Source organism: Paraburkholderia sp. BR10872 (assembly GCF_040965835.1).
GTDB classification, from domain to species: domain Bacteria; phylum Pseudomonadota; class Gammaproteobacteria; order Burkholderiales; family Burkholderiaceae; genus Paraburkholderia; species Paraburkholderia nodosa_A.
Window position 1 is genome coordinate 1 of sequence record NZ_JBFRCN010000083.1, and the last position, 24630, is coordinate 24630.

Here is a 24630-nt window from a genome sequence, read left to right on the forward strand (position 1 = left end):
CGCCCCCGCTGCGATTCAGTCCACGCCCACGCCGCCTCCGCCCAAGCCGGTCCCGCACGTGACGCGCGAGAAGCCGAAAGTTCAGCCCAAGCCCAAGCCAACACCGCTGCCCGTGGCCGAAACGCCCTCGCAGCACGCGATCGAATCGACCGCGCCCACGGCACCCACGCCGCCGGCTCCCACGCCGCCCGCACCGGCACCGCAAGCCGCGGCGGCCACCGACGCCAAGCCGACCATGGCGCTCTCGGCGCCGAAGAACGTCTCGCACCTCGACTGCCGCATCGTGCAGCCCGACTATCCGACGCTCTCGCGCCGGCGCGGCGAAACCGGCACGGCATTCGTGCACTTCGTCGTGGGACTCACGGGCAAGATCGAGAACATCGAGCTGAAGAAGTCGAGCGGCTCCACCCGCCTCGACGACGCCGCGCTCGACGCGATGCGCCAAAGCTCGTGCAAGCCTTACCTGGAAAACGGCGAAGCCGTCCGCGCGGCCTACACGCAACCATTCGAGTTCAGCCTGAACAATTGACGGGCTGAAGTCACACGCTTTCATGAATTGAATAAAGAGGATCAGGAATGCAGAACTACGGTATCGCCCACGTCTGGGCGCAAGGGGATTTCGTGACACGCGGCATCGCGCTCGCGCTGTTGATCATGTCCGTGCTGTCGTGGTGCGTGATCGTCGTGAAAGGCTGGAATGTCGCGCGCCTGAAACGCCTCACGAAGAACGCCGAGCAGCAGTTCTGGCATTCGGACGATCTCGCCGACGGCGTGAAGAAGCTCGGCAGCGGCTCGCGCGAAGACAACCCGTTCCTCGCACTTGCGCTGTCGGGCCAGGAAGCCGCCGACCACCATCACCAGACCCAGCCGCATCTGCACGACCGCATGGACGTGTCGGACTGGGTCACGCGGTGCCTCAAGGACACGATGGACGAGTCGGTCGCGAAGATGCAAAGCGGGCTCGCCATTCTCGCCTCGATCGGCAGCACGGCGCCGTTCGTCGGCCTGTTCGGCACGGTGTGGGGCATCTATCACGCACTGCTTACGATCGGTGCAACGGGTCAAACCTCGATCGACGCCGTGGCGGGTCCCGTTGGCGAAGCGCTCATCATGACCGCCTTCGGCCTCTTTGTCGCGATTCCCGCCGTGCTCGGCTACAACGCCCTCACCCGCGCCAACAAGGCGATCGTCACGAAGCTCAACCGCTTCGCGCACGGCCTGCATGCCTTCTTCGTGACGGGCGCGCGCCTCACCTCGACCGCACGCGGCGGCGCGAAGGAAGGCAACACGAGCAACCTGCGTGTCGCTGCGCGCAGCCACTAAAGAGCGGAGGCAAGTATCATGGCGATGAGCCCCTTTGCCAGCGACGACGACGATGGCCTGATGAACGAAATCAACATGACGCCGCTCGTCGACGTCATGTTGGTTCTCCTGATCGTTTTCATGGTGACGATTCCGGTAATCCGTCACGCCGTGAAGATCGACCTGCCGCATGCGAGCAGCCAGAAGGAAGACACGAAGCCCGCGCAGATCAATATCTCGATCGAAGCGGACGGTACTGTGCTGTGGGACGGCACGCAGGTCGACGACGCGGCGCTGAACCAGAAGATCGCAGCCGCGGCGCAAACCACGCCGCAACCGGAACTGCATCTGAACGCGGACCGCAAGGTGCAATACGAACGCGTGGCCCAAGTGATGTCTGCCGCGCAAAGCGGCGGCCTCACGAAGCTCGGCTTCGTCACCGACCCTGCGCATCACTGATCGCGTCACTGCACGCAACGCGCAAAATTGAGCGGTACAAAGTAAAAGGCCTTCATCGTCAGATGAAGGCCTTTTTTCGTGCGCACGCGGCGCATTCGGGCGGTGGCGGCGACTCCCCGACAATCGATCGGTTCACGCCGGCACATGCGACTGCCGTGGGCAACACGGACTGCGCTTTCGGCCCTGAAGGCCCACTATGATAGCGGCCATCAATTCCCGCTCAAGACCGGTGCTTGGCGAGAAGGACTTCAATATATTCCTCTCGCTTCGCACCTTCAAGAGCCAGGCCATTGAAAGTAGCGATGGCCGCTCACGCTTGAATGCCTAAAAACAAATGGCGCTATACGTTGCGCACAAATGCACTGCCTGAAAACTCAAGTTTCATACAAGCGCACGTGCCTGCACGTTCGCAAAGCTTCATGCAGTTTCGATCTTGCTCGCGCTCTTTGTGCGCGAGAGCCCAACCTGCCCGGCGGGTGCATTCTGCCCTTGCGCTTTCGGCGCGAGCGCGGCGATGTCGCTTTTCAGCGGACATTCCTGCTGCAAGCCCTTATCGGCATCGAGCACTTCGACGAGGTAATCGACGAAGGCACGCACGGCCGGAACCATGCCCTGGCGCGAGAGAAATACCGCATAGAGCTGCGGCACCGGCAGCGTCCAGCCCGGCATCACCGGTGAAAGCTTGCCCGAGCGCAGCGCGGCGCCGTACATCATCTCCGGCAATGCCGCGATGCCGAGGCCTTCGAGCGCCGCTTCACGGATCGTCGTGAGGTCCGCGGTGATGAGGCGCGGCTCGTGTTCGTGCGAGTGGCGCGTGCCATCGGGTGCGATGAGCTGAAACACGTGGCGGCCGTCGCCCGTGGGCGTGTCGAGTGTTTCGAAGCGCGCGAGGTCTTCCGGCGTGAGCGGCGGCGCGTTCTGCGCGAGCAGGCTCGGCGCGCCCACCAGCATCTGCTCGGTGCGCCACAGCGGACGCACCACGATATTGGCGTTCTGCGGCGGCTCCGAGCGCACGCGCAGCGCAATATCCACGGAGTCTTCGAACAGGTCGATCACGCGGTTCGTCACGCGCATCACTACCCGCACTTCGGGGTAGCGATGCATGAATTCCGGAATGACCTGCGAAAAGATCGTTTGCGAAAGCGTGACGGGCACGCTCACGCGCACCGTGCCGCGCGGCGACGACCGCAGCGACTGAACGACGTTCACCGCGGCCTGCGCTTCGGCGAGCATCGAGCGGCAATGCTGGTAGAAGAGTTCGCCCGCTTCAGTGAGCGCGAGCTTGCGCGTGGAGCGCTGCAGCAGGCGCACGCCGAGCGAGGCCTCGAGTTCGCTCACCCGCCTCGACAGACGCGACTTCGAGATGCCGAGCACGCGTTCGGCAGCGGAAAAGCCGCCATGCTCGATCACCTGCGAAAAGTACATCAGATCGTTGAGATTATGCGAATCGATTTTCATGTCGTCGTTCCAGCGATGGGACAATCCATTGCGATGAGGCCGTAAAACAGGCCAAATTGGCTACCTATAATAGCGGTTTGTTTCGCATATAACGCAATTCCCACAATTCGAGGTGATATCCATGACCATGACCCGTACGATCGAACGCGTGTATCCCGCGGTTCGCACCACCGAGGGTGGCGGATTCATCGTCCATCGGCCGTTTCCGACCCGCCAGCTGATGGACTTCGATCCGTTCCTGCTGCTCGACGAAATGGGCCCCGTCGATTACGCGCCCGGCGAGGCCAAGGGCGCGCCCGACCATCCGCACCGCGGCTTCGAGACCGTCACCTATATGGTCGAAGGCCGCTTCGGCCACAAGGACTCGGCGGGCCATTCGGGCACGCTGCGCCCCGGCGACGTGCAATGGATGACGGCCGGCGCAGGCGTGATCCACAGCGAGATGCCCGACCCCGAATTCACGCGTACGGGCGGCCGCATGCATGGCCTGCAGCTGTGGGTGAATCTGCCCGCGCGCGACAAGTTGATGGCGCCGCGCTACCAGGAGCTGCCCACCGAGCAGATTCCGGTGGGCCGCTCGAAGGACGGCAAGGTCTCGGTGAAAGTGATCGCCGGCGAAGCGCTGGGCGTGAAGGCCGCGATCGAAACGCGCACACCCATCCTCTACCAGCACTTCACGCTCGCGCCCGGCGCGCGCGTGGAGCAGCCGGTGCCGAGCGACTATCGCGTGTTTGCGTACGGTCTTTCGGGCACGGGTCTGTACGGGCCCGATGCGCAAGCGATCGATGCCCAGCAGATGGTGAGCTTCGCGAGCGACGGCGACACCGTCACGCTCGCCGCCCCGGCCGACGCGAGCGCGCCGCTCAGCGTTCTGTTGATCGGCGGCGTGCCGCTGAACGAGCCGGTCGTGCGCTACGGCCCGTTCGTGATGAACACGGAGCAGGAGATCCGCCAGGCCGTGCTCGACTATCAGGCCGGGCGCATGGGGCGCATCGCTCACTGAAACCGGGTTGCGCGGAGACGGGGGTTTCCGAAGCATCGCTACAGGGCGGCCCGGTTTCCGTCACAATAAGGTTCCTGGGGCGCGCCTCGCAGGTTGCGCGCCCGTCCCTCTTTAACCGTCCCGCCCGCGAGGAGCGCATGGCCGAACCCGCAGTCACCGCACACATTGGCTCGACGAACTATCAGGTCCAGTTCGACGACGGCACCCACACCTGGATCGCCGACGAACCCGCCTCGCTCGGCGGCGGCGACCGCGGACCGTCGCCCTTCTCGCTCTTGCTCTCGAGCCTTGGCGCCTGCACCTCCATCACGCTGAAGATGTACGCGCAGCGCAAGGAGTGGCCGCTCGAAGGCGTACGTGTGAAGCTCGCGATGGAAACCGGCAGCGAAGGCACGAAGATCGATCGCCAGATCGTGCTCGAAGGCGCGCTCACCGACGAGCAGCGCGAGCGCCTGCTGCAGATCGCCAACGCCTGCCCGGTCCACAAGGTCCTCACGAATACGATCACGATCCGCACGGGTCTCGCCGTCGCTTGAGCGACGGCGCGCGGACACAGACACAGGAAGGCGACGCCTTGAATTTCGAACACCTCATCCAGATCAACGATCCGCTGAACCCGCTCGTCGAGGCCATGACGCGCGAGCAGCTCTGGGAAGGACTCGTGCTGCGCGCCGAGCAGCCGCAGCTCTTCGTGATCGGGCTCGACAGCTGCACGATCCTCTCGCGCACCGAGAGCACGATGGAGCGTGAGTTGCACTATGGCCACGCCACGGTACGCGATCGCGTCACGCTCACGCCCAACGAGAGCGTGCGCTACGACATCATGGCAACCGCCGAGTACGTGGGCGGCTCGCTCACGATGACGATCGAGCAGCCCGATCCGCTACAGCTCTTTCTGCGCTTCGAGTACCGCACGACGCTGCCGACCGCCGATACCGAGGATGACCGGCAAACCTCCGAGATCGTGAAGTCGGCCTATCGCGAGTCGGACATCGACACCGTGCGTCTCATCCGCCAGTTCGTGCAGGGCGACGGCAGCGCGCCAAACGCGCTGCACTGAAGCCCCCTGGCGCTTGCCCTACCGCCCTGCGCGGCGCGGCAAGCGCCGATTCACGCTACAGCGCGCTTCGGCTCAGGCTATCGGCATTCGATTTCGATGAATATCTCGTAGTTGCAAATACGAACTATTATCATTTAGAATTCATCCATCGAATCGAGACAAAGACGTCACGTTCATGACCGAACTGAACCGCACCTCCACGCTTAGCTTGCGCCGCAACGGCAGCTCGGCATTGACCAGCGCGCGGCCCAGGCCTGCCGTCACACAGCCCCAGCCGCGCAAGGGCGCCGAGCCGGCGGCAGCTGCGGCAAGCGACGAGAGGAAACTGGATAGCGCGGCGCTGCTGCAAGGCCGCAGCCACGTGAGCATCATGCACAACGGCGAAACGTATCAGCTGCGGGCCACCCGGCTCGGCAAGCTGATCCTGACGAAATAGGCTTTACGCAGTTTTCAACCGGGTATTGTGGGGACCGCCTCCACCGAGAGGCGTTGGGGCATTAGCCAGCAACGACGGCTTGCACGCGAGATCTAGACCCCTTCGTGCAGACATCCTTCAAGCTTCAGCCAGCCGTCGAAGCAAGCCACGCCATTTTTTTGTTCTCATACCAGATCGGGGCGGCGCGCGAAGCGTGAGCCGCCCGGGACAAAAGCCGCGGCATCCGTCCGCGGCTTTTGTTTTTTCCGGCGCCGCCCGGCGCGGCAAAGGATTGCTTACTCCACCTTCAGCGCCGCGATGCCCGCGCGCGCGATGGCGGCGTCCTGGTCGGACTTCACGCCCGAGACCCCGACCGCGCCAATCACATCGCCGTTCACGCTCACGGGTACGCCGCCTTCCAGCATGCCCGTGAGCGGCGCACTCAGGAACGCCGTGCGGCCCTGCTTGATCACGTCCTCGTACACCTTGCTCTCGCGGCGGCCCAGCGACGCGGTGCGCGCCTTGGCCACGGCGATCTCCGCGCTGATGGGCGCTGCGCCGTCGAGGCGGCGCAAATGCAGCAGATGGCCGCCATCGTCGACGATGGCGATCGTCACGTGCCATTCATTCGAACGGGCGTGCGCGACGGCTGCCTCGGCTACCCGGATCACGTCTTCATCGGTCAGTACTGCTCGCGTTCGCATGCGTCTCTCCGAAAAGTCAAAAACCGGATTTGGCGAAATCGCCAACCCGGTTTTGAGAGTAACACCCAGACTTGTGCCGCGACGCGCTGATCCTTCGTATGTCGCCTATATCAGCGGCAGATGAAGAAGCGTCGAAACAGGCTCAGCGCACCCAGCCCCAGAACATGAGCCACCAGGCGCTGTCCACCACGGCGAGCGCGAGCGCAAAGCCCGCGAGCGCGAGCGCGCGCTGCCAGAACCGCGAGCTGTAGCGCCCTGTCACGCGCCACGCGAGCCACGCGCTCCAGAGGTTCGTGATGACCAGAATCGCAATGCGCACCTCGGCGGCCCAGTCGAGCGGCACGTGCTCCGCGCGCAGCAGCGAGAGCGTCGTGGCGGACAGGCCGAGGAACACGCCGGCCCCCGCCAGCGGGATCAGCGACTGTGCGAAGTGATGCAGACGGCGCATCTCGAAACGCCCGAGCACGGCAGTCGAGCCCGCGAGGATCGCGAGCAGCACGGTGCCATAGACGAGCCCCGTCGCAACGATATAAGCGACGATCATCGCGCCGTCGAGCCACGAGAAGACGTCGTTCTGCGCGGGGTAATGCGTGAGCAGGAACCACGGCGCGTTGGTATCGAGCGGCCAGGTGATGTCGCGGTCGATGAGCCAGCCCGCGAGCCACTGCTTGATGCCGATGAACCACGGCGAGCCGGTCCAGTGGAACGCGCCGATCGCCACGCCGAGCAGGCCGTAGAGAATCAGCGCCGTGTCCCACCCGCTGGCCTGGCTGTCGCCGAGTTCGACCACCTCTTGCGCCGGCGATCGCCACGAGAGCGCGATGGCGTCGCGATGGCCACTGCAGCGGCCACACATGTGGCACTGCGCCGCGCCTTTCATGTTGCGCAGCGGCACGAGCGGCGCGCAGTTCACGGGAATCACGCGATGCCCGCCGTGCTCGCCGTGCGTGTAGGAGTTGCGCCAGGCGTCTTCGTCGACCTTGTAGCGAAACGGCGCGAGGCGCGCCAGAAGCGCGAAAACCCCGTTCACGGGGCAGAGATACTTGCACCACACGCGCTTTTCGCGCCCGTACAGAAAGCCGATCACCATCGCGCCGAGCGTCGATCCGCCCAGCACCAGCAACACCGCCTTGGGGTACTGGTAGACGCTCACCATCTGTCCGTAGATCGTGGTGAGACCGAAGGCCACGAAAGGCCAGCCGCCCCAGCGCATCCAGTGCGGGATGGCGCGGCCGCGGCCGAACTTGCTCGCGAACTCGGTGAGCGCGCCTTCGGGGCACAGCACGCCGCACCACACGCGGCCGAGCATCACCATCGAGAGCAGCACGAACGGCCACCAGATGCCCCAGAACACAAACTGCGCTGCGAGCGTGAAGTTGTTCCACAGGTGCGCCGTGTCGCCGGGCAGCGGCATCGCCGCCGGCACGAGAATCAGGAATGCGTAGACAGCGACGACGACCCACTGCACGGCGCGGATCGCCGCGCCGTTACGTTGCATCCACTGGCCCGCCTGGGCGAGCTTGCCTGGGCGACCCGTTGCCTGCGTCGGGCGAGCGGATGCACAACTCATGCTGCCTTCCTCTTCGCAACCGCACCCGCGCGGCCGCTGGCGCGCCGCACGAGGAACCACACCACGAGCCAGTACACGGCATAGGCGATCAGGTTCATGAGCGCCGGATGCGCGCGGTAGCCCGTAAGCGTCGCGACGAGCGAGCCGAAGGTGCTCGAGTCGTCGAGGATCGCCGAGGAGTTCCACACCTGGTCGACGATGGTCGGCAGGATTTCCTTGTCGATCAGCTTGTCCACGCCGGTCTGGAACAGGCCCGCGCCGAGGAACAGCAGCATGATCTCGGTGATGCGGAAGAAGTGCCGCCACGAGAAGATCTTGCCGCCCAGCTGCAGGAGATAGAACGTGAGGAACGCGAGCGCGAGGCCGATCAGCACCGCGAGGTACTGACTCGCGTCCACATGGCCCGACTGGCCGAAGCCGAGGCCGTAGAGAAAGATCACCGTCTCGCTGCCCTCACGCGCGATGGCAAGCGTGACGAGAATCGTTATGCCCCACCAGTTCGCGTCCTGCGTGCTCTTTTCCAGCGACTCTTCCATCTCGCGTTTGAGCGTGCGGCCGTGCTGCTTCATCCACAGCACCATTTGCACGATCAGCACGCACGCCACCAGCACCATGCCGGTCTGGAAGTAGTCCTGCGCATCGCCCGACAGCACTTCGGTAAAGCCGACCAGCGCCGCGCCGAGGCCGATGGCGGCAAGAATGCCGAGCGCCACGCCGCCCCACAGGTACGGCACGCCGCGCCGCGCATCCGCGTCGCCGTTTTTCAGCCACGCATAAAGAATCCCGACGACGAGCAGCGCCTCGACGCTCTCCCGCCATACGATGAACATCACCTGACCCATTCAACACCTCCCGCTACCGGCGATACGCGCCGGCGGCCTGACTTCTCAATGCCCATTTGGCGACGCTCATTTGGCGACGATCACGCCCTGCGCCTGCTGATGGAAATCGTCGAAAAACTTGTACTCGCCCGGATCGAGCGGCGCGATCACGACGAAGGAGTCCGCGCCCGGCGCCAGGACTTTTTCCTTGCGCAGCTGAACGCTCTCGAACTCCGCTGCGCCCTTGCCCATATTGCGCACCTCGATCTTGATGCGCTTGCCCGCCGGCACTTCGATGCGCGCGGGGTTGAGCTTGCCGTCGGCCATTTCGAGCTTGAACGTGGGCAGATCTTCGGCGTGCGCCGTCGTAGCCACGCCCGCCAGCGACACCGCAAACGACGCGCTGAGTGCGAGCGCCGCAAACTTCCGCATTCCAGTCATTGGTTTTACCTGCTCCTTGCTGCCATTCATGCGGCGGCGCTGCACGCGATGCGCGCCGCCGCCCGAGCTGCTTCGCGACGGCTTAGTAGCCGCCCTTCTTGCCGATGCCCGCGAACGGGAAATCGTATTCCAGCGTGATGGGCTTGAACCACGGGCCCACGCCCGTTTCCTTGTCGACGTGACGGCCGAACGCCATGTGGCCCGTCTGCATCGGCGCATCCACGATCAGCTTGAGGTGGTACTTGCCGGGACCGGCCAGCTTCACGTTGTCGCCATAATGCGGGCCGTCGTTCGCGACCATCGGCATCAGGTCGCCCTTTTGCACATAGCTCGAACCCGGCTTCGTCAGTTCGTAGTGAACCTGCAGATACGGCATCCAGTCGCCTTCCGCGAAACCGGTCGGGTTGTTCTTGACCGCGTGGATATCCGATTCGAGGTGAATATCGGAATCCGATGCCTTGCGCATCATGCCTTCGGGCTCCATCGTGATCGGCTGCAGATAGACCGCGCCGATTTCCATGCCGCCCTGGATGGCCTGCTTGCCGATCGGGTATTCAGCCGCATTGGCAGCCAATGCCGCCGTGGCGGCCGCAATGACGGCAGTGCCGCGCACGAGAGTGTGAATCCGCATCGAAACTCCTGTTTTTTATATGAGGGTGACTTCCCACTGAGCCTGCCGCATGCACATAAGAAAGTTAATGCGAACAATTCTCAATAATGGCGAAGTTTAACACCGATGCAGATGAGGGACAAATTCGGCGCCAGGAAAAGCCTCAGTGGAACAGGGTTTTAGCAGCGCCTGGTTAACACAGGCTTAGGGCGCCTTACAGCGGGGTTCCCGGGCCGGGAATACACGAAAGGCAATCGAAGGAATACTTGGGGGCGAGACAGGCGCAGGGTGGCGCCCATGCCGCCCTGCCCGCCCGAGGGGATAGCCCGCTCGACGCCCATCAGATCGGATGATCGCCCACGTCCGCCCCGAACACGCGCCGGCGCAGCACGGCGAGCTGGTCGCGCGTCTGTGCGGCCTTCTCGAATTCGAGGTTCTTCGCGTAGTCCATCATCTGCTTTTCGAGCTTCTTGATTTCCTTCGCGATCTGCTTCTCGGACATGTCCTCGAACTTCGCGCGCTCCTGCTCCTCGCGCAGTTCGGCGCGGGCTTCATCGACGTTGTAGACGCCGTCGATGATGTCCTTGATGCGCTTCACGACGCCGCGCGGCACGATGCCGTGCTCTTCGTTGAAGTGCATCTGCTTGGCGCGGCGGCGCTCGGTTTCGTCGATGGCACGGCGCATCGAATCCGTGATGCGGTCGCCGTAGAGGATCGCCTTGCCGTTCACGTTACGCGCGGCACGGCCGATCGTCTGGATGAGCGAGCGCTCGGCGCGCAGGAAGCCTTCCTTGTCGGCGTCGAGAATCGCCACGAGCGAGACCTCGGGAATGTCGAGGCCCTCGCGCAGCAGGTTGATGCCCACGAGCACGTCGAACGTGCCCAGACGCAGGTCGCGGATGATCTCCACGCGCTCGACCGTGTCGATGTCGCTGTGCAGATAGCGCACCTTTACGCCGTGGTCGGCGAGGAACTCCGTGAGCTGCTCGGCCATGCGCTTGGTGAGCGTGGTCACCAGCACGCGCTCGCCCGCGGCCACGCGCTCGTTGATCTCGCCGAGCACGTCGTCGACCTGCGTCGATGCGGGCCGCACTTCGATCACCGGGTCGACGAGGCCCGTGGGCCGCACGACCTGCTCGGCGATCTGCCCCGTCACTTTCTTCTCGTAGTCGGCCGGCGTGGCCGAGACGAATACCACCTGGCGCATCTTGCGCTCGAACTCGTTGAACTTGAGCGGCCGGTTATCGAGCGCCGAAGGCAGCCGGAAGCCGTAATCGACGAGATTCTCCTTGCGCGCGCGGTCGCCGTTGTACATACCGTTGAACTGGCCGATCAGCACGTGCGACTCGTCGAGAAACATCATGGCGTCGGTCGGCAGGTAATCGACGAGCGTGGGCGGCGGCTCGCCGGGCAGCGCGCCCGAGAAGTGCCGCGAGTAGTTCTCGATGCCCTTGCAGAAGCCCAGCTCCTGAAGCATTTCCAGATCGAAGCGCGTGCGCTGCTCGAGGCGCTGCGCCTCCACGAGCTTGCCTTCCGTGTGGAAGAACTCGAGGCGCTCGCGCAATTCCGACTTGATGGTTTCGACAGCGCGCAGCACGGTCTCGCGCGGCGTGACGTAGTGCGACGACGGGTACACCGTAAAGCGCGGAATCTTCTGGCGCACGCGGCCCGTGAGCGGATCGAAGAGCTGCAGCGTTTCCACTTCGTCGTCGAACAGCTCCACGCGCACGGCCATTTCGGCGTGCTCCGCCGGGAAGATGTCGATGGTATCGCCGCGCACGCGGAAGGTGCCGCGCTGGAAGTCCTGCTCGTTGCGCGTGTATTGCATGGCGATCAGGCGGGCGATGACGTCGCGCTGGCCGAGCTTGTCGCCGTGGCGCAGCGTGAGAATCATCTGGTGGTATTCGGACGGATTGCCGATACCGTAGATCGCCGATACCGTCGCGACGATCACCACGTCGCGCCGCTCCATGAGGCTCTTGGTGGCCGAAAGCCGCATCTGCTCGATGTGCTCGTTGATCGACGAATCCTTCTCGATGAAGAGATCGCGCTGCGGCACATAGGCTTCCGGCTGGTAGTAGTCGTAGTACGAGACGAAGTACTCGACGGCGTTGCGCGGAAAGAACTCGCGGAATTCGGCGTAGAGCTGCGCGGCGAGCGTCTTGTTCGGCGCGAACACGATGGCCGGGCGGCCGAGGCGCGCGATGGTGTTCGCCATTGTGTAGGTCTTGCCCGAGCCCGTCACGCCGAGCAGCGTCTGGAACGAGAGGCCGTCTTCCACGCCTTCCACGAGCGTTTCGATGGCCGTAGGCTGGTCGCCGGCCGGCGGGTACGGCTGGTAGAGCTGGAACGGCGAGCCTTCGTAGTGGACGAATTTCGACTCGTCGAGCGCGGGCGCGTCGGCGACGGTGTGGTCGGACATGGGGGCATCCTGTGCGCGGAGCAAACAACTATTCTAGCGTCTCGCCGCCTCTTGCCGAGGGGCGAGCCTGGGGCGAGACGAGGTGGGCTGGAGCCATAGATGGGGCGTAACGGCGGCGCTGCAAGGGCCGCGCGTCGCAGCGACGGTGAACGTCAGCGAGCGTGCGCCAGAAATCGGCCAATCGTGCCGGAAATAGCCCTCAAAACGGCGCGGAGAATGGCAAATCCGCGGAAATCCCGCTTGAGGATTCGTTACAATAGCGAGTTCCGTGGCCGGTGCAGCATGCGGCCCAACCGATCTTCCTTCACTCTAGCCGAACGATCATGTCCCTCTTTTCCGCTGTCGAACTCGCCCCCCGCGACCCGATCCTGGGTCTGAACGAAGCCTATAACGCCGATGCGCGCGCGACCAAGGTGAATCTCGGCGTGGGCGTGTACACCAACGAGGAAGGCAAGATTCCGCTGCTGCGCGCGGTGCGCGAAGCAGAAAAGGCCCGCGTGGAAGCCGGTCTGCCGCGCGGCTATCTGCCGATCGAAGGCCTCGGCGCCTACGACGCCGCGGTGCAAAAGCTGCTGCTCGGCGACGACTCGCCGCTGATCGCCGCGGGCCGCGTCGTCACGGCGCAGGCGCTGGGCGGCACGGGCGCACTCAAGATCGGCGCGGACTTCCTCAAGCGCGTGAACCCGAGCGCCAAGGTCGCGATCAGCGACCCGAGCTGGGAAAACCACCGCGCCCTCTTCGAAAGCGCGGGTTTTGAAGTCGTCGCGTATCCGTACTACGACGCGCTGACCAACGGCGTGAACTTCGAAGGCATGCTGAGCGCGCTGAACGGCTACGCCGCCGGCACCGTCGTCGTGCTGCACGCGTGCTGCCACAACCCGACCGGCGTGGACCTCACGATCGACCAATGGAAGCAGGTCATCGAGGTCGTGAAGGCCCGAGGCCTCGTGCCGTTCCTCGACATCGCCTATCAAGGCTTCGGCGACGGCATCGCGGAAGACGGCGAAGTCGTGCGCCTCTTTGCCGCTTCGGAACTCAACGTGTTCGTCTCGTCGTCGTTCTCGAAGTCGTTCTCGCTGTACGGCGAGCGCGTGGGCGCGCTGTCGATCCTCACCACCAGCAAGGAAGAGTCGGCGCGCGTGCTCTCGCAACTCAAGCGCGTGATCCGCACGAACTACTCGAACCCGCCGACGCACGGCGGCTCGGTGGTCGCAGCCGTGCTCGGCTCGGCCGACCTGCGCGCCATGTGGGAAGCGGAACTCGGCGAAATGCGCAACCGCATCCGCGCGATGCGCACGGGCCTCGTCGAGCGACTCACGGCCGCCGGCGTGGACCGCGACTTCAACTTCATCAACGTGCAGCGCGGCATGTTCTCGTACTCGGGCCTGACCGCTGCCCAAGTCGACCGCCTGCGCGAAGAGTTCGGCATCTATGCCGTGAGCACGGGCCGCATCTGCGTGGCCGCGCTGAACACGCGCAATCTCGACGTCGTGGCGAGCGCAGTCGCACAAGTGCTGAAGTAAGCGCGTTCGCCAGCAAGACAGGCCGCTGCGCAGCGGCTTGCCGGCGCGATAAAAAAAGGCGTCCGTTCTTTCGAACGGACGCCTTTTTCTTTGGTGAAGACTGCGGAAAACCCGCCGGCAAGTATCAGCCGCCGTGGCCTCGCGAATCGCGATGGATATCGTGCGTGACGAAGCCCGAGTCGTTGTCCGGCTTGTCGAGCCAGTCCGGCTGCGCGAGCGAGGCGCGGATGTCCTGCAAGCCGCTAGCCCAGTGCTCATGCATGGTCGAGAGGCCGAACTGGTAGTCCTTGAAGTGCCCCTCGTATTCCTTCTGCCGGTAGATGAGGTGGATCACGTTGTACTTCTTCGAGCACGAAAGCTCGTCCGCCAGCGCGACCCACGGGTCATTGCGATGCTCGGGCGCGACGCGGTCGAGAACCTCGCGCAACACATGCCGGTAACGCTGCGAGCGCTGCAGGATATCGGTCACGAGGCGCGTGCGGCTCGAATACTGAATGTCCTTCACGCGCCCCTGCACGTCGATGAGGTTGTCGGGCACCGGCCCGCGCGCGCTCCAGAGATCGACCTGGAACGCGAGCGTGTCGCGCCGCGGCGTGGTCTGGATCACCTCATAGAGCGGCGTGTTCGACATCAGGCCGCCGTCCCAGTAATACTCGCCGTCGATCTCCACCGCCGCGAAGCCCGGCGGCAGCGCGCCCGAGGCGATGAAATGCTCGGGACGCAAGGTCGTGGTCTTGTTGTCGAAGTAGACGAAGTTGCCGCTGCCCACGTTGACCGCGCCCACTGACACGCGCGTTTCGCCCGAATTGATGCGCTCGAAATCGCACAAGCGTTCCAGCGTGGCCTTGAGCGGCTTCGTGTCGTAGTAGCTGGCCGTTTCGGGCGAACCCGATCCGTTGGGCAGCGGCGGCGGGAAGCGCGGCACGAAAAAGCCCTTCTGCCCCTCCACGATCGCGCCTGCCGCCTGCATCGCCGTGAAGGTCTTGCGCACGGCGGCGTTTGCATTGAAGAGCGCATGCTCGACGAAGGGCGGCAGCGGGAAGCTGAAGGCGGGCTGGCAGATCGTCTCCCAGAACTCGCGCAGCCGCGCCACGCGATGTTCGGGCGCATTGCCCGCGATGACGGCGGTATTGAGCGCGCCGATCGAGATACCCGCGATCCAGTTCGGCGCGATGCCGGCCTCGACGAGCCCTTCGTACACGCCGGCCTGATACGCGCCGAGCGCACCGCCCCCCTGCAGCGTGAGCGCGATGGTTTCCCATTCTTTCGCTTGCGCGCCGCAGTTCGAAACATGCGGCTGCGGTGCGTTCCCCTGCGGTGCGTTCCCGACACGCGCGCCGGTATGCGCGCCGACCTCGTCGTCGACTGCGCTCGACTGGACCTGCCCCTTCTTGCGTTGCGCCATTGCCGCGCCTCCTCGGCCCGATGCCTGCGTTATTGCATGAACCAGCCGTGGCTCACCACGAAAGACTGGCCGGTAAACGCAGCGCTCGGGAACGCCGAGAGGAACAGCACGGTTTGCGCGACGTCTTCGACGGTCGTGAAGATGCCGTCCACCGTGCCGCCGAGCATCACGCGCTTGACCACTTCTTCCTCCGAGATGCCGAGTTCCTTCGCCTGCTCCGGAATCTGCTTTTCCACGAGCGGCGTGCGCACGAAGCCCGGACACACCACATGCGAGCGCACGTTGTGCTTGCCGCCTTCCTTGGCGAGCACGCGCGCAAGGCCGAGCAGCGCGTGCTTGGCCGCGACATAGGCCGACTTGAGCGGCGACGCTTCGTGCGAGTGCACCGAACCCATGTAGATCACGACGCCGCCGCGGTCGTCCTTGTACATGTGCTTGAGCACCGCCTTGGTGGTGAGGAACGCGCCGTCCACGTGGATGGCCTGCATCTTCTTCCAGTCGGAGAACGCGTAGTTTTCGATCGGGTTCACGATCTGGATGCCGGCGTTCGAGATAAGGATGTCGACCGGTCCGAGTTCGGCCGCGACGCGGTCGATGCCCTGATTCACGGCCTCTTCACTCGTGACGTCCATGGCGACGCCGATGGCCTTGCCGCCTGCGCCCTTGATCTCCTCGGCCACGGCATCCGCGCCGCTCTGGTTCAGGTCGGCGATGGCGACCGCGGCGCCCGCCTGCGAGAGCGTGAGCGCGATCTGCTTGCCAATGCCGCTGGCCGCGCCGGTAACGACGGCGACCTTGCCATCGAGTTTCGTGTTCAGAGAGAGAGACGACATCGGGCACCTCCAGGTGAGTGAACGGGACAGGATGAAACCTCGGAGCGCGCGCCGTCAAACCTGACGAATGGCTTATGCCATCCGGCCGGATGTTGCGTCGCGGCCAACGAGGCTATTGTGCATGAAGGCGCCTCGTCGAAGCATCGAGCAGGACAGGCAAAAGGATTTTCGCCGCACTGCAAGGCGCGGCGCGCACGGCGCAAGCCGTTCAGCAGCGACGGCCAAGTCGTGCTAGCTTTATCGGCTCACAAGGAGGCGTTCATGAACTATCGGCGACTGGGCCGCTCAGGCCTGCAGGTAAGCGAACTGTCCATCGGCTCGTGGGTCACCTACGGCAACCAGGTCGACGCCAGGCTCGCGCGCGAATCGCTCGCGGCGGCGCGCGACGCCGGCATCAACTTCTTCGACAATGCCGAGGCCTACGCCGGCGGCAAGTCGGAAGCGCTCATGGGCCAGGCGCTCAAGGAACTCGCGTGGCCGCGCGTGAGCTATGTGGTCTCGACCAAGTTCTACTGGGGCTTGAACGAAGCGCCCAACCAGTACCACACGCTCAACCGCAAGTACCTCATGAACGCCATCGACGGCTCGCTCGAGCGGCTGCAGCTCGAGTACGTCGATCTCGTGTTCTGCCACCGCCCCGACCCGAACACGCCGGTCGAGGAAACCGTCTGGGCAATGAGCGACATGATCACGCGCGGCAAGGCGCTCTACTGGGGCACCTCGGAGTGGAGCGCCGACGAAATCCGCGCCGCGTGGGAGATCGCGGAGCGCCATCACCTGCACAAGCCGGTCATGGAGCAGCCGCAATACAACCTGTTTCACCGCACGCGCGTGGAAGACGAATACCGCCGGCTCTACGAAGACATCGGCCTCGGCCTCACCACGTGGAGCCCGCTCGCCTCGGGTCTGCTCACCGGCAAGTACCGCGGCGGCGTGCCGACGGGCAGCCGCGCGGAACTGCAGGGCTACGACTGGCTGCGCAAGAACGTCACCGACCCCGACAAGAACGAGATCGTCGGCAAGCTCGCCGAGTTCGCGAAACAACTCGACTGCTCGGTGGGGCAACTGGCGCTCGCGTGGATCCTGAAGAATCCGCACGTGAGCACGGTCATCACCGGGGCCTCGCGCATCGAGCAGATCGGCGAAAACATGAAGGCGCGCGACGTGGCGGAAAAGATCACGCCGGACGTCAAGGCGCAGATCGAGGCGATCGTCGGCGACGCTTACGACTGACGTGGAGCGCGTACCCGCGAGGCGCGGCGCACCCGACACCGCGGGGCGGATTCGCGCGCGGGCATAGCCGGACGGACGGCGTACCGCGGGCCGCGTCTTGCGGTGGCGTACAATACGCGGCCTCGCGGGCGGCGCAGTCATCGCGCCGCCGCTGCCGTCTTCCCCGTATTCACCGGACCTCGTGTCCCGTCCATCATGCTGAGCTACCGTCACGCCTTCCACGCCGGCAATCATGCCGATGTCCTGAAACACGCCGTTGTCGTGCAACTGCTGCATTACCTCGGCAAGAAGGACAAGGCGTACTGGTACATCGACACTCACGCGGGCGCCGGCGCCTATGCATTGCGCGAAGGCTACGCGACGAAGAACGCCGAGTTCGACACGGGCGTCGGCAAGCTGTGGGGCCGCAACGACCTGCCTGCGGCGCTCTCGGACTACGTCGACGAAGTGGCGGCGCTGAACCCCGACGGTGAGTTGCGCTTCTATCCCGGCTCGCCCTATCTCGCGTGGCGCCTCATGCGCGAGCAGGACCGCATGCGGCTGTTCGAATTGCACAGCACGGAAATCGACGTGCTGCGCCACCGCTTCCACGACGCGGGCCGCCGCGTGATGATCTACGCAGGCGACGGCTTCGACGGCATCAAGGCGCTCCTGCCCCCGCCGCCGCGCCGGGCGCTCGTGCTGATCGACCCGTCTTTCGAAGACAAGCGCGACTACGCGCGCACGCTGACGTGCGTCGAGGAAAGTCTCAAACGCTTCGCGAACGGCACCTATGCGGTCTGGTATCCGCAGGTCACCCGTCCCGAATCGCAGCGCTTCCCGGAGCAACTCAAGCGCCTGCAGAACAAGAACTGGCTGCACCTCACGCTTTCGGTGAGCAACCCGCCCGAAGACGGCTTCGGCCTCTACGGCAGCGGCATGTTCATCCTGAACCCGCCGTACACGCTCGAAGCGGCGATGAAAGAGGCGCTCCCGTGGCTCGTGAAAAATCTCGGCCAGGACGCCGGCGCGCAATTCAGGATCGAGTCGCGCGGCGACTAGGCCACGGACTCAAACCCGCCTGAACGGCGTCACTGCCCGGACGGTAGCGGCTGGGGAAGCGGCGGGTTTGGGCGATGAGGGGGGCGCGGCGGCCGCGGCGGTGTCGGCCTCCCGCCGCCCTGCTGCACTTCCACATACGGCGCGACGACATACGGCTGCGAAGAATCCGGCGCGAGACCCGCCGGTTGCGTCGCCTGAACCATCGGCTCGTGCGAGAGCGGCGCGTTTTGCAGCACGAGCCCCGGTTGGCCGTCGCTGATCCCTCTTTGTGTATCCAGAATGAGCGGCTGCCCGGCATGCGCACCGACGCTGGCGCACGCCATCACGACGACGATCAGGCCCGCACGCGCAACAGAAAAACGACGCAACGCGCGGCGCGGCAACACAGGCATGCGGTGGGAAATGCGGTCTAGCACCATGAACGGCCCCCGGAGAGAAAGCGACACCATTGCTATGACGGCTTGTCGCAAAAAGACTTTACCTTACCCCGGTGGGAAGGCTCAGACTCGGTTCCATCGGCGGTGCAGAAATGACAAAGCCCCGCCAATGCGGGGCTTGAGATCGTGCTGCTTCAACCGGACTGAAGCCCGGTCAAAGCTGGCTTACAGCGAGTTGTAGCCGTTCGTTTCGATCGAACGAAGGCGCTGCTCGAGCTGGACGATATCGGCCGACGAGGCGAGATACGCTTCGCGGCGACGACGTTCGGCAGTTTCAAACCAGTTGCTCAGCTTTTCAAGAAGGAATGCAAACATGACGGTGTGCTCCAAGGATTCGGTTCGGCGATCCCCGGTGAATTCGCATCAGGGATAACCCTCATCAGGGATAACCCGTATTGTAACGGTTGCACCGAACTTTGCCAGTGAATTGCCCGAATACTGTGCATTCCATTTTGGAATGGCCCCTAAGTGCGAATCGGCAACATCATGTTCTATCGACACATTTTTCAGCGAATCCGCGGAGACTTGACGGCAACCACGTTACATCGCACCAATACGGTGCAAACAGCCCATGTGGTTGCGTCAATTTGCCCGCCGCGGTTGCACCTGCGCTCAGTGCACGTGGCCGGGCTCGTGGCACTCTGTAGTCGCGGCATCGGCAAGCCGTTCGATGATCGGGCAGTCGGGCCGGTCGTTGCCCTGGCAGTGCGAAGCCAGGTGGGCGAGCGTGTCGCGCATCTGGGAGAGTTCGGCGATGCGCTGGTCGAGTTCCGCGACATGTTCGAGCGCGATCGATTTGACCTCGGCGCTCGCGCGGGAGCGGTCGTGCCAGAGCGCCAGCAGGCGCCGGATGTCCTCTACCAGAAAGCCGAGCCGGCGCGCCTGGCGGATGAAGCGCAGCGAATGCACCTCCTCCGCGCCATAGACGCGGTAGCCGGACTCCGTACGCCCTTTGGGCGCGAGCAGCCCGACACTTTCGTAGTACCGGATCATTTTTGCCGTAACGCCCGATTCACGCGCCGCTTCACCGATGTTCACGCCGTTCTCCCGCTGTCTGGTCGATCGTTTGATCAATGCACTGATCGTACACCTTCCCACGATGGGAAGGTCCAGCGCGGCATCCAGTCCCCGCTGGCATAATCCGCCAGCGGCCTTATATCGAGTAGGACAAGCCTCAATCTCTGAAAAAGGAACACACGATGATTCAGTTCAACGTCGAAGGCATGAGCTGCCAGCACTGCGTAGGCGCCGTCACGCGCGCGATCCACGAACACGACGCGCAAGCCCGGGTCGAGATCGATCTGGCCGCCGGCCGCGTGAAGGTCGAATCGAGCCAGAGCGCCGAAGTCCTGAAAACGGCGATCGACGAAGCCGGCTACACCGTCGTCGGTACGGCCAGCTGACGGTCCGGGCCATGTTCAAGGTTGCCGTGATCGGCGCGTCTGGCCTGCTTGGGCGCGCCGTGGTGCGCGAACTCGCCGCCGATACCGCCTGGCAAGTCGTGCCGACCGCGTTCCGTCACGGCGGCCCGCAACAGACTGTGCTCGATGTGCGCGATACGCAGGCCGTGAACGCGTTCGTCGAGCGCGAGGCGCCCGACGCGATCGTGCTGGCCGCTGCCGAGCGCCGCCCCGACGTGTGCGAGCACGATCCGGCAGCGGCGCGCGCGCTCAATGTCGATGCGGTGCGCAGCGTCGCCGCGGCGGCGCGGCAGCGCGGCGCGTGGGTGCTCTCGATCTCCACCGACTACGTCTTCGACGGCACCGAGCCGCCCTACCGCGTCGACGACACGCCGAATCCGCTCAACGCCTACGGCCACAGCAAGCTCGAAGGCGAACGGGCCTTGCTCGAAACCAGCGACAACGCCCTCGTGCTGCGCCTGCCGTTGCTGTACGGGCCGATCGTCGGCTGGCACGAATCCGCGGTCACGAGCCTCGTGCCGGCCATCGTCGCTTCGGGAGAGACCGGGGCGCAGGCGGCGCCGATGGACGCGTGGGCCACGCGCTACCCCACTTTCACGCCCGACGTGGCGTTCGTGATCCGCGAACTGTTGCTGCGCTGCGCAGACGGCAACGCGGTGCGCGGGGTCGCGCAGTGGTCCGGCGACGAGCCGCTGACGAAGTACGACATCGCCCAACGGATCGCGCAGGCGCTTGGCGTAGAGGCGCGTCTGCTCGCACAGCCTACGCCCACCGACGCCACGCCGCGCCCGCGCGACTGTCATCTCGATTCGAGCCGCCTCGAGACGCTGAGGATGGGCCGCCGCACGCCGTTCGACGTGGCGATTCGCGCCGTGCTCGACGCTTTCATGAGAGACGGCGCGCCGGCCGCGCGCCAGTGAAAATTCAGTGAAAATTGCGGCTCTCTGTGGCGAGCCGCCCGAGCAGCCGGCTGTGGTCCTCCAGCCGGTGCGCCACGAGGTGCACGACCTCGCCCTCGCGCTGCACCACGCCCGCCACCGCCAGCAGCGAAGACCCTAGCAGTTCCTTGCGCTGCAACTCGACGAGCGACGCGTGCACGATCACGTTGACGCTGCCGGTCTCGTCCTCGAGCGATACGAAGATCGTGCCGTTTGCCGTGCCCGGCCGCTGCCGCACCGTCACGATCCCGCACACGCGCGCGAGCATGCCGTGCCGGCAGTGCGCCAGTTGCTCCGCCGTGCGAAAACGCTGCTTCGCGAGGCCGTGGCGCAGCAGTTCGAGCGGATGGCGATTGAGCGTGAGACGCAGGCTCGCGTAATCGGCGACGATTTCCGCACCTTCAGAAGCGCGCGGCAGCGCGAGCGGCGCCTCGGCAACGGGCGCGTCGCGCAAAAGCGCAGGCACCGCGTGCTGCGCGGTCACGGCCCACCATGCCTCGCGCCGGTGGCCCGCGATGCTCTCGAGCGCGTTCGACGCCGCCAGCGCCTCCAGCTCGCGTCGCGTGAGCGCCGCGCGGCGCGCGAGATCGTCGACGTCGGCGAACGGTGCGCGCTCGCGCGCCTCAATCACACGCCGCGCGGCATCTTCGGAAAAGCCCTTGATGAGACTGAAGCCGAGGCGCACGGCCGGCCCGCCGCGTCCATAGCGCTGCGGCGCAAGCGCAATGCGCAAGTGCACGACGCGCTTGAGGCCGTCCATGAACCTGTGCCGCCGGCCGCCGCGCTTGAGCGTGCCCCTGCGCGTCAGCACGGCCGCACCCAGCAGCGCGCGATAACGCAGCCCCTCGGCGGTGCGCGCGCGAACCGCCTCGTCATCGAGCCGCTCACCGGGTGCGTCGCGCCGCTCCAGCACCGACGCCCAGTCGCTCAACGCGATATCGGGCGCAAACACCGGCACGCCATGACGCTTCGCATCCTGCACGAGCTGGGAAGGCGAATAGAAACCGAGCGGCTGACTATTCAGCAGTCCTGCCAGAAATGCGGCGGGCTCGTAACGCTTGAGCCACGAACTCGTGTAGACGAGCAGCGCGAAACTCGCCGCATGGCTTTCCGGAAAGCCGTAGTCGCCGAAACCCTCGATCTGCTTGCAGATGCGCTCGGCGAATTCCGGCGAGTAGCCCTTCTTGAGCATGCGCTTCGTGAGATCGGCCTGATACGGCCGCAGATCTCCATCGCGCCGCCATGCGGCCATTGCGCGGCGCAGCTTGTCGGCTTCCTCGCCGGTGTAGTCCGCGGCGACCATCGCGAGATGCATCACCTGCTCCTGGAAGATCGGCACGCCGAGCGTGCGTTCGAGCACCGGGCGCAATTCTTCCTTCGCATATTCCACTGGTTCGTCGCCGTGCCGGCGCTTGAGGTACGGATGCACCATGTCGCCCTGAATCGGCCCCGGTCGCACGATCGCCACCTGGATCACGAGGTCGTAGTACGTGCGCGGCCGCAAACGCGGCAACATGCTCTGCTGCGCGCGCGACTCGATCTGGAACACGCCGACCGTATCGGCCCTGGCGCACATGCGGTACACCGCCGGGTCCTCGACCGGAATGTCCTGCACGCGCATCTCGGGCAACCCGCGCCTGAGCGCCACGAATTCGAGCGAGCGCCGGATCGCCGAGAGCATGCCGAGCGCGAGCACGTCCACTTTCAACAGCCGCAGCGCGTCGATATCGTCCTTGTCCCACTCGATCACGTAGCGGTCCTTCATCGCCGCGTTTTCGATCGGCACGAGGCGCGAGAGCTTGTCGCGCGCGATCACGAAACCGCCCACGTGCTGCGAAAGATGGCGTGGAAAACCGCGCAGCTCGCGTGTGAGGCGGATGAGCTGCTGCGTCACGTGCGAATCGGGCGAAAAGCCCGCTTCCTCCAGATGGCGCGCGATCGAATCGGGGCCGTCCCACCACTGATGCGCGCCCGAGAGCTTTTCGACGAGCGCATTGTCGAGGCCGAGCGCCTTGCCGACATCGCGCAACGCGCTGCGCGAGCGATAGGTGATGAGCGTCGCGGCCAGCGCGGCGCGGCGCGTGCCGTACTTGCGGTAGATGTACTGAATGACCTCTTCTCGGCGCTGATGCTCGAAGTCGACGTCGATATCGGGCGGCTCGTTGCGCGCGCGGGAGAGAAAACGCGCCACGAGCATGTTCATGCGCACGGGGTCGATCTCCGTGATCTTCAGGCAGTAGCAAACCACCGAGTTCGCCGCCGAGCCTCGCCCCTGGCACAGGATCTTCTGATCGCGCGCGAAGCGGACGATGTCGTGCACCGTGAGGAAGTACTTCTCGTACTTCAACTCGTCGATGAGCCCGAGTTCCTGCTCGATCTGATCCCGGCGCTTGTCGTTCAGGCCGTCTGGCCAGCGCTCCAGTGCGCCCTTCATCACGAGCTTGCGCAGCCACGACTGGGGCGTCTCGCCGGGCGGCACCAGTTCCTCGGGATATTCGTAGGCCAGTTCGCCGAGCGAAAACGTGCAACGGCGCGCGACGTCGAGCGTCGCGTCGAGCGCCTCGCGCGGATAAATCGCGCCAAGCCGCACGCGCGAGCGCAGATGCCGCTCCGCATTCGCTTCCAGCGCGCGCCCGCACGAAGCGAGCGGCTTGCCGATACGGATCGCGCTCAGCGTATCCTGCAACGGCTTGCGCGAACGGGCGTGCATCAGCACACCGCCCGCCGCGACGAGCGGCAGGCCGCTCTCCTGCGAGACGTGGCGCAGCACTTCGATCTGCGTGTCGTCGCCGCCGGTCTGCCAGAGTTCGAGCGCGAGCCAGGCGCGCTCGGCCGCGAAGCCCGCGAGCCAGTGCGCGGCGCGCAGCGTTTGCGCGAGCGTGGCCGCGCGTTGCGGCACGAGCAGCAACACGCACTCGCGCAAGTGCTTCAGATGCTCGAAACCCGGCTCGGGCTCGGTGAAATCGGCGGGATGCACGCGATAGCTGCCCTTTGCCGCCCGCGAGCGAGCCAGCGTGATCAGCTCGCAGAGGTTGCCGTAGCCTTCGCGTGTCGTTGCGAGCGCAACGATCGTGCAGAATGGGGCGCCATGTTCGTCGACGAGATTCAGCTCGCTGCCGATCAGCAGGTGCAGCGACGGCTCGAACGGGCCCAGCGCCGCGGCAGCGGCATGGCCGCCGCGTTCGCGGGCCTCGCGCACGGCTTCGTCATACGCCTTTTTGCGCGCCTCGTCGTATTCGTTGAGCGCGCTCCAGGCGCGCACGACGCCCGCGAACGAGCATTCGTCGGTGATCGCGAGCGCGCGGTAGCCGTGGCGGATCGCCTGCTCGACCATCTCGCCCGGGCGCGACGCGCCGTGCAGGAAGGTGAAATTGGTCAGGCAGTGCAGCTCGGCGTAGTCAGGCAGCTGCGCGGCGAGTTGCGCGGTGGTCTGCGCAGTGGTCTGGGCTGCTGCTGCCATGGTTCGTGGCCTGGTTAATGGGAACGCTTCGCCCTGCCCGGCAAGAAATGGGGCATCGGCAAGAAGGAGGTCGA

The 24630-nt window shown here is 65.1% G+C and carries 25 protein-coding genes; 12 read left to right on the forward strand and 13 right to left on the reverse strand.

The genetic code is table 11. The features are described 5' to 3' along the window. From AB4Y43_RS37625 to AB4Y43_RS37635, 3 genes are all read left to right on the forward strand, one after another. The coding region (locus tag AB4Y43_RS37625; protein WP_368730083.1) for an energy transducer TonB at positions 1 to 529 on the forward strand (529 nt) is incomplete at its 5' end. A 47-nt stretch (positions 530 to 576) separates the two neighbouring features. Beyond that, on the forward strand, positions 577 to 1323 hold the full coding sequence (locus AB4Y43_RS37630) for a MotA/TolQ/ExbB proton channel family protein (protein WP_069262508.1): 747 nt from the start codon (positions 577 to 579) through the stop codon (positions 1321 to 1323). Positions 1324 to 1341: 18 nt separating this feature from the next. Beyond that, positions 1342 to 1761: a biopolymer transporter ExbD gene (locus tag AB4Y43_RS37635; RefSeq protein WP_133183537.1), complete on the forward strand. Its 420-nt coding sequence runs from the start codon at positions 1342 to 1344 to the stop codon at positions 1759 to 1761. Between the two features lie 417 nt (positions 1762 to 2178). On the opposite strand, the gene AB4Y43_RS37640 is transcribed toward AB4Y43_RS37635, so the two are convergent. Beyond that, the gene (locus tag AB4Y43_RS37640) at positions 2179 to 3219 is read right to left on the reverse strand and encodes a LysR family transcriptional regulator (RefSeq protein WP_342945482.1); all 1041 of its coding nucleotides are present in this window, start codon (positions 3217 to 3219) and stop codon (positions 2179 to 2181) included. A gap of 121 nt (positions 3220 to 3340) precedes the next feature. On the opposite strand from AB4Y43_RS37640, the gene AB4Y43_RS37645 reads away from it, so the two are divergent. The 4 genes from AB4Y43_RS37645 to hemP all read left to right on the forward strand — a co-directional run bounded on the left by AB4Y43_RS37645 (position 3341) and on the right by hemP (position 5718). Then, positions 3341 to 4222: a pirin family protein gene (locus tag AB4Y43_RS37645; RefSeq protein WP_342945481.1), complete on the forward strand. Its 882-nt coding sequence runs from the start codon at positions 3341 to 3343 to the stop codon at positions 4220 to 4222. Between the two features lie 137 nt (positions 4223 to 4359). After that, positions 4360 to 4758, forward strand: coding sequence for an OsmC family protein (locus tag AB4Y43_RS37650; protein ID WP_069262510.1), 399 nt, complete (start codon positions 4360 to 4362; stop codon positions 4756 to 4758). A gap of 38 nt (positions 4759 to 4796) precedes the next feature. Continuing rightward, entirely contained in the window at positions 4797 to 5282 is a 486-nt protein-coding gene (locus AB4Y43_RS37655) for an SRPBCC family protein (RefSeq protein ID WP_133183540.1), read from the forward strand. Positions 5283 to 5457: 175 nt separating this feature from the next. Further along, a complete protein-coding gene (gene hemP / locus AB4Y43_RS37660; protein WP_069262511.1) occupies positions 5458 to 5718 on the forward strand; it encodes a hemin uptake protein HemP in 261 nt (86 codons plus the stop codon). Positions 5719 to 5993: 275 nt separating this feature from the next. Here the strand turns inward: hemP and AB4Y43_RS37665 are convergent, their stop codons facing one another. The 6 genes from AB4Y43_RS37665 to uvrB all read right to left on the reverse strand — a co-directional run bounded on the left by AB4Y43_RS37665 (position 5994) and on the right by uvrB (position 12265). Continuing rightward, entirely contained in the window at positions 5994 to 6401 is a 408-nt protein-coding gene (locus AB4Y43_RS37665; protein ID WP_342945480.1) for a heme-binding protein, read from the reverse strand. A 142-nt stretch (positions 6402 to 6543) separates the two neighbouring features. Continuing rightward, complete coding sequence (locus AB4Y43_RS37670; protein WP_342945479.1) at positions 6544 to 7971, reverse strand: 4Fe-4S binding protein; 1428 nt, start codon at positions 7969 to 7971, stop codon at positions 6544 to 6546. Then, positions 7968 to 8813, reverse strand: coding sequence for an FTR1 family protein (locus AB4Y43_RS37675; protein WP_342945478.1), 846 nt, complete (start codon positions 8811 to 8813; stop codon positions 7968 to 7970). Before AB4Y43_RS37675 ends, AB4Y43_RS37670 begins: the two co-directional genes overlap by 4 nt. A 66-nt stretch (positions 8814 to 8879) precedes the next feature. After that, complete coding sequence (locus tag AB4Y43_RS37680) at positions 8880 to 9233, reverse strand: cupredoxin domain-containing protein (RefSeq protein ID WP_342945477.1); 354 nt, start codon at positions 9231 to 9233, stop codon at positions 8880 to 8882. A gap of 82 nt (positions 9234 to 9315) precedes the next feature. Beyond that, entirely contained in the window at positions 9316 to 9864 is a 549-nt protein-coding gene (locus AB4Y43_RS37685) for an iron transporter (protein WP_342945476.1), read from the reverse strand. Between the two features lie 319 nt (positions 9865 to 10183). After that, positions 10184 to 12265, reverse strand: a complete 2082-nt coding sequence (gene uvrB, locus AB4Y43_RS37690; RefSeq protein WP_342945475.1) for an excinuclease ABC subunit UvrB — start codon at positions 12263 to 12265, stop codon at positions 10184 to 10186. A gap of 323 nt (positions 12266 to 12588) precedes the next feature. Between uvrB and AB4Y43_RS37695 the strand changes: the two genes are divergently transcribed. Continuing rightward, complete coding sequence (locus AB4Y43_RS37695) at positions 12589 to 13788, forward strand: amino acid aminotransferase (protein WP_069262518.1); 1200 nt, start codon at positions 12589 to 12591, stop codon at positions 13786 to 13788. Between the two features lie 124 nt (positions 13789 to 13912). On the opposite strand, the gene AB4Y43_RS37700 is transcribed toward AB4Y43_RS37695, so the two are convergent. Further along, positions 13913 to 15193 (reverse strand): patatin-like phospholipase family protein, encoded by a 1281-nt coding sequence (locus AB4Y43_RS37700; protein ID WP_069262519.1) that lies wholly within the window; start codon positions 15191 to 15193, stop codon positions 13913 to 13915. Between the two features lie 29 nt (positions 15194 to 15222). Next, positions 15223 to 16026: a 3-hydroxybutyrate dehydrogenase gene (locus tag AB4Y43_RS37705; RefSeq protein WP_069262520.1), complete on the reverse strand. Its 804-nt coding sequence runs from the start codon at positions 16024 to 16026 to the stop codon at positions 15223 to 15225. A gap of 261 nt (positions 16027 to 16287) precedes the next feature. Here AB4Y43_RS37705 and AB4Y43_RS37710 point away from each other — a divergent pair, with 261 nt between their 5' ends. Both AB4Y43_RS37710 and AB4Y43_RS37715 read left to right on the forward strand, forming a co-directional pair. Then, positions 16288 to 17259, forward strand: a complete 972-nt coding sequence (locus AB4Y43_RS37710; RefSeq protein WP_069262923.1) for an aldo/keto reductase — start codon at positions 16288 to 16290, stop codon at positions 17257 to 17259. 195 nt (positions 17260 to 17454) lie between these two features. Next, on the forward strand, positions 17455 to 18300 hold the full coding sequence (locus AB4Y43_RS37715; protein ID WP_069262521.1) for a 23S rRNA (adenine(2030)-N(6))-methyltransferase RlmJ: 846 nt from the start codon (positions 17455 to 17457) through the stop codon (positions 18298 to 18300). Between the two features lie 29 nt (positions 18301 to 18329). Here AB4Y43_RS37715 and AB4Y43_RS37720 read toward each other — a convergent pair whose 3' ends face one another. The 3 genes from AB4Y43_RS37720 to cueR form a co-directional block, all read right to left on the reverse strand. Continuing rightward, positions 18330 to 18719, reverse strand: coding sequence for a hypothetical protein (locus AB4Y43_RS37720; protein ID WP_176732837.1), 390 nt, complete (start codon positions 18717 to 18719; stop codon positions 18330 to 18332). A gap of 183 nt (positions 18720 to 18902) precedes the next feature. Next, entirely contained in the window at positions 18903 to 19052 is a 150-nt protein-coding gene (locus tag AB4Y43_RS37725; protein WP_083245111.1) for a DUF3563 family protein, read from the reverse strand. 297 nt (positions 19053 to 19349) lie between these two features. After that, a complete protein-coding gene (cueR, locus tag AB4Y43_RS37730) occupies positions 19350 to 19775 on the reverse strand; it encodes a Cu(I)-responsive transcriptional regulator (protein ID WP_368682087.1) in 426 nt (141 codons plus the stop codon). 161 nt (positions 19776 to 19936) lie between these two features. Here cueR and AB4Y43_RS37735 point away from each other — a divergent pair, with 161 nt between their 5' ends. Together AB4Y43_RS37735 and AB4Y43_RS37740 are read left to right on the forward strand one after the other, a co-directional pair. Beyond that, entirely contained in the window at positions 19937 to 20140 is a 204-nt protein-coding gene (locus AB4Y43_RS37735) for a heavy-metal-associated domain-containing protein (protein WP_069262524.1), read from the forward strand. Positions 20141 to 20151: 11 nt separating this feature from the next. After that, complete coding sequence (locus tag AB4Y43_RS37740) at positions 20152 to 21078, forward strand: dTDP-4-dehydrorhamnose reductase family protein (RefSeq protein WP_368730084.1); 927 nt, start codon at positions 20152 to 20154, stop codon at positions 21076 to 21078. A gap of 4 nt (positions 21079 to 21082) precedes the next feature. On the opposite strand, the gene AB4Y43_RS37745 is transcribed toward AB4Y43_RS37740, so the two are convergent. Then, entirely contained in the window at positions 21083 to 24556 is a 3474-nt protein-coding gene (locus tag AB4Y43_RS37745; RefSeq protein WP_368730085.1) for an error-prone DNA polymerase, read from the reverse strand. Between the last annotated feature and the right edge of the window lie 74 nt (positions 24557 to 24630).

Excerpts from the sequence above, each read along its gene's own strand:
- AB4Y43_RS37630 (WP_069262508.1), top strand. The coding sequence starts at position 577 with ATGCAGAACTACGGTATCGCCCACGTCTGGGCGCAAGGGGATTTCGTG.
- AB4Y43_RS37635 (WP_133183537.1), top strand. The coding sequence starts at position 1,342 with ATGGCGATGAGCCCCTTTGCCAGCGACGACGACGATGGCCTGATGAAC.
- AB4Y43_RS37640 (WP_342945482.1), bottom strand. The coding sequence starts at position 3,219 with ATGAAAATCGATTCGCATAATCTCAACGATCTGATGTACTTTTCGCAG.
- AB4Y43_RS37645 (WP_342945481.1), top strand. The coding sequence starts at position 3,341 with ATGACCATGACCCGTACGATCGAACGCGTGTATCCCGCGGTTCGCACC.
- AB4Y43_RS37650 (WP_069262510.1), top strand. The coding sequence starts at position 4,360 with ATGGCCGAACCCGCAGTCACCGCACACATTGGCTCGACGAACTATCAG.
- hemP (WP_069262511.1), top strand. The coding sequence starts at position 5,458 with ATGACCGAACTGAACCGCACCTCCACGCTTAGCTTGCGCCGCAACGGC.
- AB4Y43_RS37665 (WP_342945480.1), bottom strand. The coding sequence starts at position 6,401 with ATGCGAACGCGAGCAGTACTGACCGATGAAGACGTGATCCGGGTAGCC.
- AB4Y43_RS37670 (WP_342945479.1), bottom strand. The coding sequence starts at position 7,971 with ATGAGTTGTGCATCCGCTCGCCCGACGCAGGCAACGGGTCGCCCAGGC.
- AB4Y43_RS37675 (WP_342945478.1), bottom strand. The coding sequence starts at position 8,813 with ATGGGTCAGGTGATGTTCATCGTATGGCGGGAGAGCGTCGAGGCGCTG.
- AB4Y43_RS37680 (WP_342945477.1), bottom strand. The coding sequence starts at position 9,233 with ATGACTGGAATGCGGAAGTTTGCGGCGCTCGCACTCAGCGCGTCGTTT.
- AB4Y43_RS37685 (WP_342945476.1), bottom strand. The coding sequence starts at position 9,864 with ATGCGGATTCACACTCTCGTGCGCGGCACTGCCGTCATTGCGGCCGCC.
- uvrB (WP_342945475.1), bottom strand. The coding sequence starts at position 12,265 with ATGTCCGACCACACCGTCGCCGACGCGCCCGCGCTCGACGAGTCGAAA.
- AB4Y43_RS37695 (WP_069262518.1), top strand. The coding sequence starts at position 12,589 with ATGTCCCTCTTTTCCGCTGTCGAACTCGCCCCCCGCGACCCGATCCTG.
- AB4Y43_RS37700 (WP_069262519.1), bottom strand. The coding sequence starts at position 15,193 with ATGGCGCAACGCAAGAAGGGGCAGGTCCAGTCGAGCGCAGTCGACGAC.
- AB4Y43_RS37705 (WP_069262520.1), bottom strand. The coding sequence starts at position 16,026 with ATGTCGTCTCTCTCTCTGAACACGAAACTCGATGGCAAGGTCGCCGTC.
- AB4Y43_RS37710 (WP_069262923.1), top strand. The coding sequence starts at position 16,288 with ATGAACTATCGGCGACTGGGCCGCTCAGGCCTGCAGGTAAGCGAACTG.
- AB4Y43_RS37715 (WP_069262521.1), top strand. The coding sequence starts at position 17,455 with ATGCTGAGCTACCGTCACGCCTTCCACGCCGGCAATCATGCCGATGTC.
- AB4Y43_RS37720 (WP_176732837.1), bottom strand. The coding sequence starts at position 18,719 with ATGGTGCTAGACCGCATTTCCCACCGCATGCCTGTGTTGCCGCGCCGC.
- AB4Y43_RS37725 (WP_083245111.1), bottom strand. The coding sequence starts at position 19,052 with ATGTTTGCATTCCTTCTTGAAAAGCTGAGCAACTGGTTTGAAACTGCC.
- AB4Y43_RS37735 (WP_069262524.1), top strand. The coding sequence starts at position 19,937 with ATGATTCAGTTCAACGTCGAAGGCATGAGCTGCCAGCACTGCGTAGGC.
- AB4Y43_RS37740 (WP_368730084.1), top strand. The coding sequence starts at position 20,152 with ATGTTCAAGGTTGCCGTGATCGGCGCGTCTGGCCTGCTTGGGCGCGCC.
- AB4Y43_RS37745 (WP_368730085.1), bottom strand. The coding sequence starts at position 24,556 with ATGGCAGCAGCAGCCCAGACCACTGCGCAGACCACCGCGCAACTCGCC.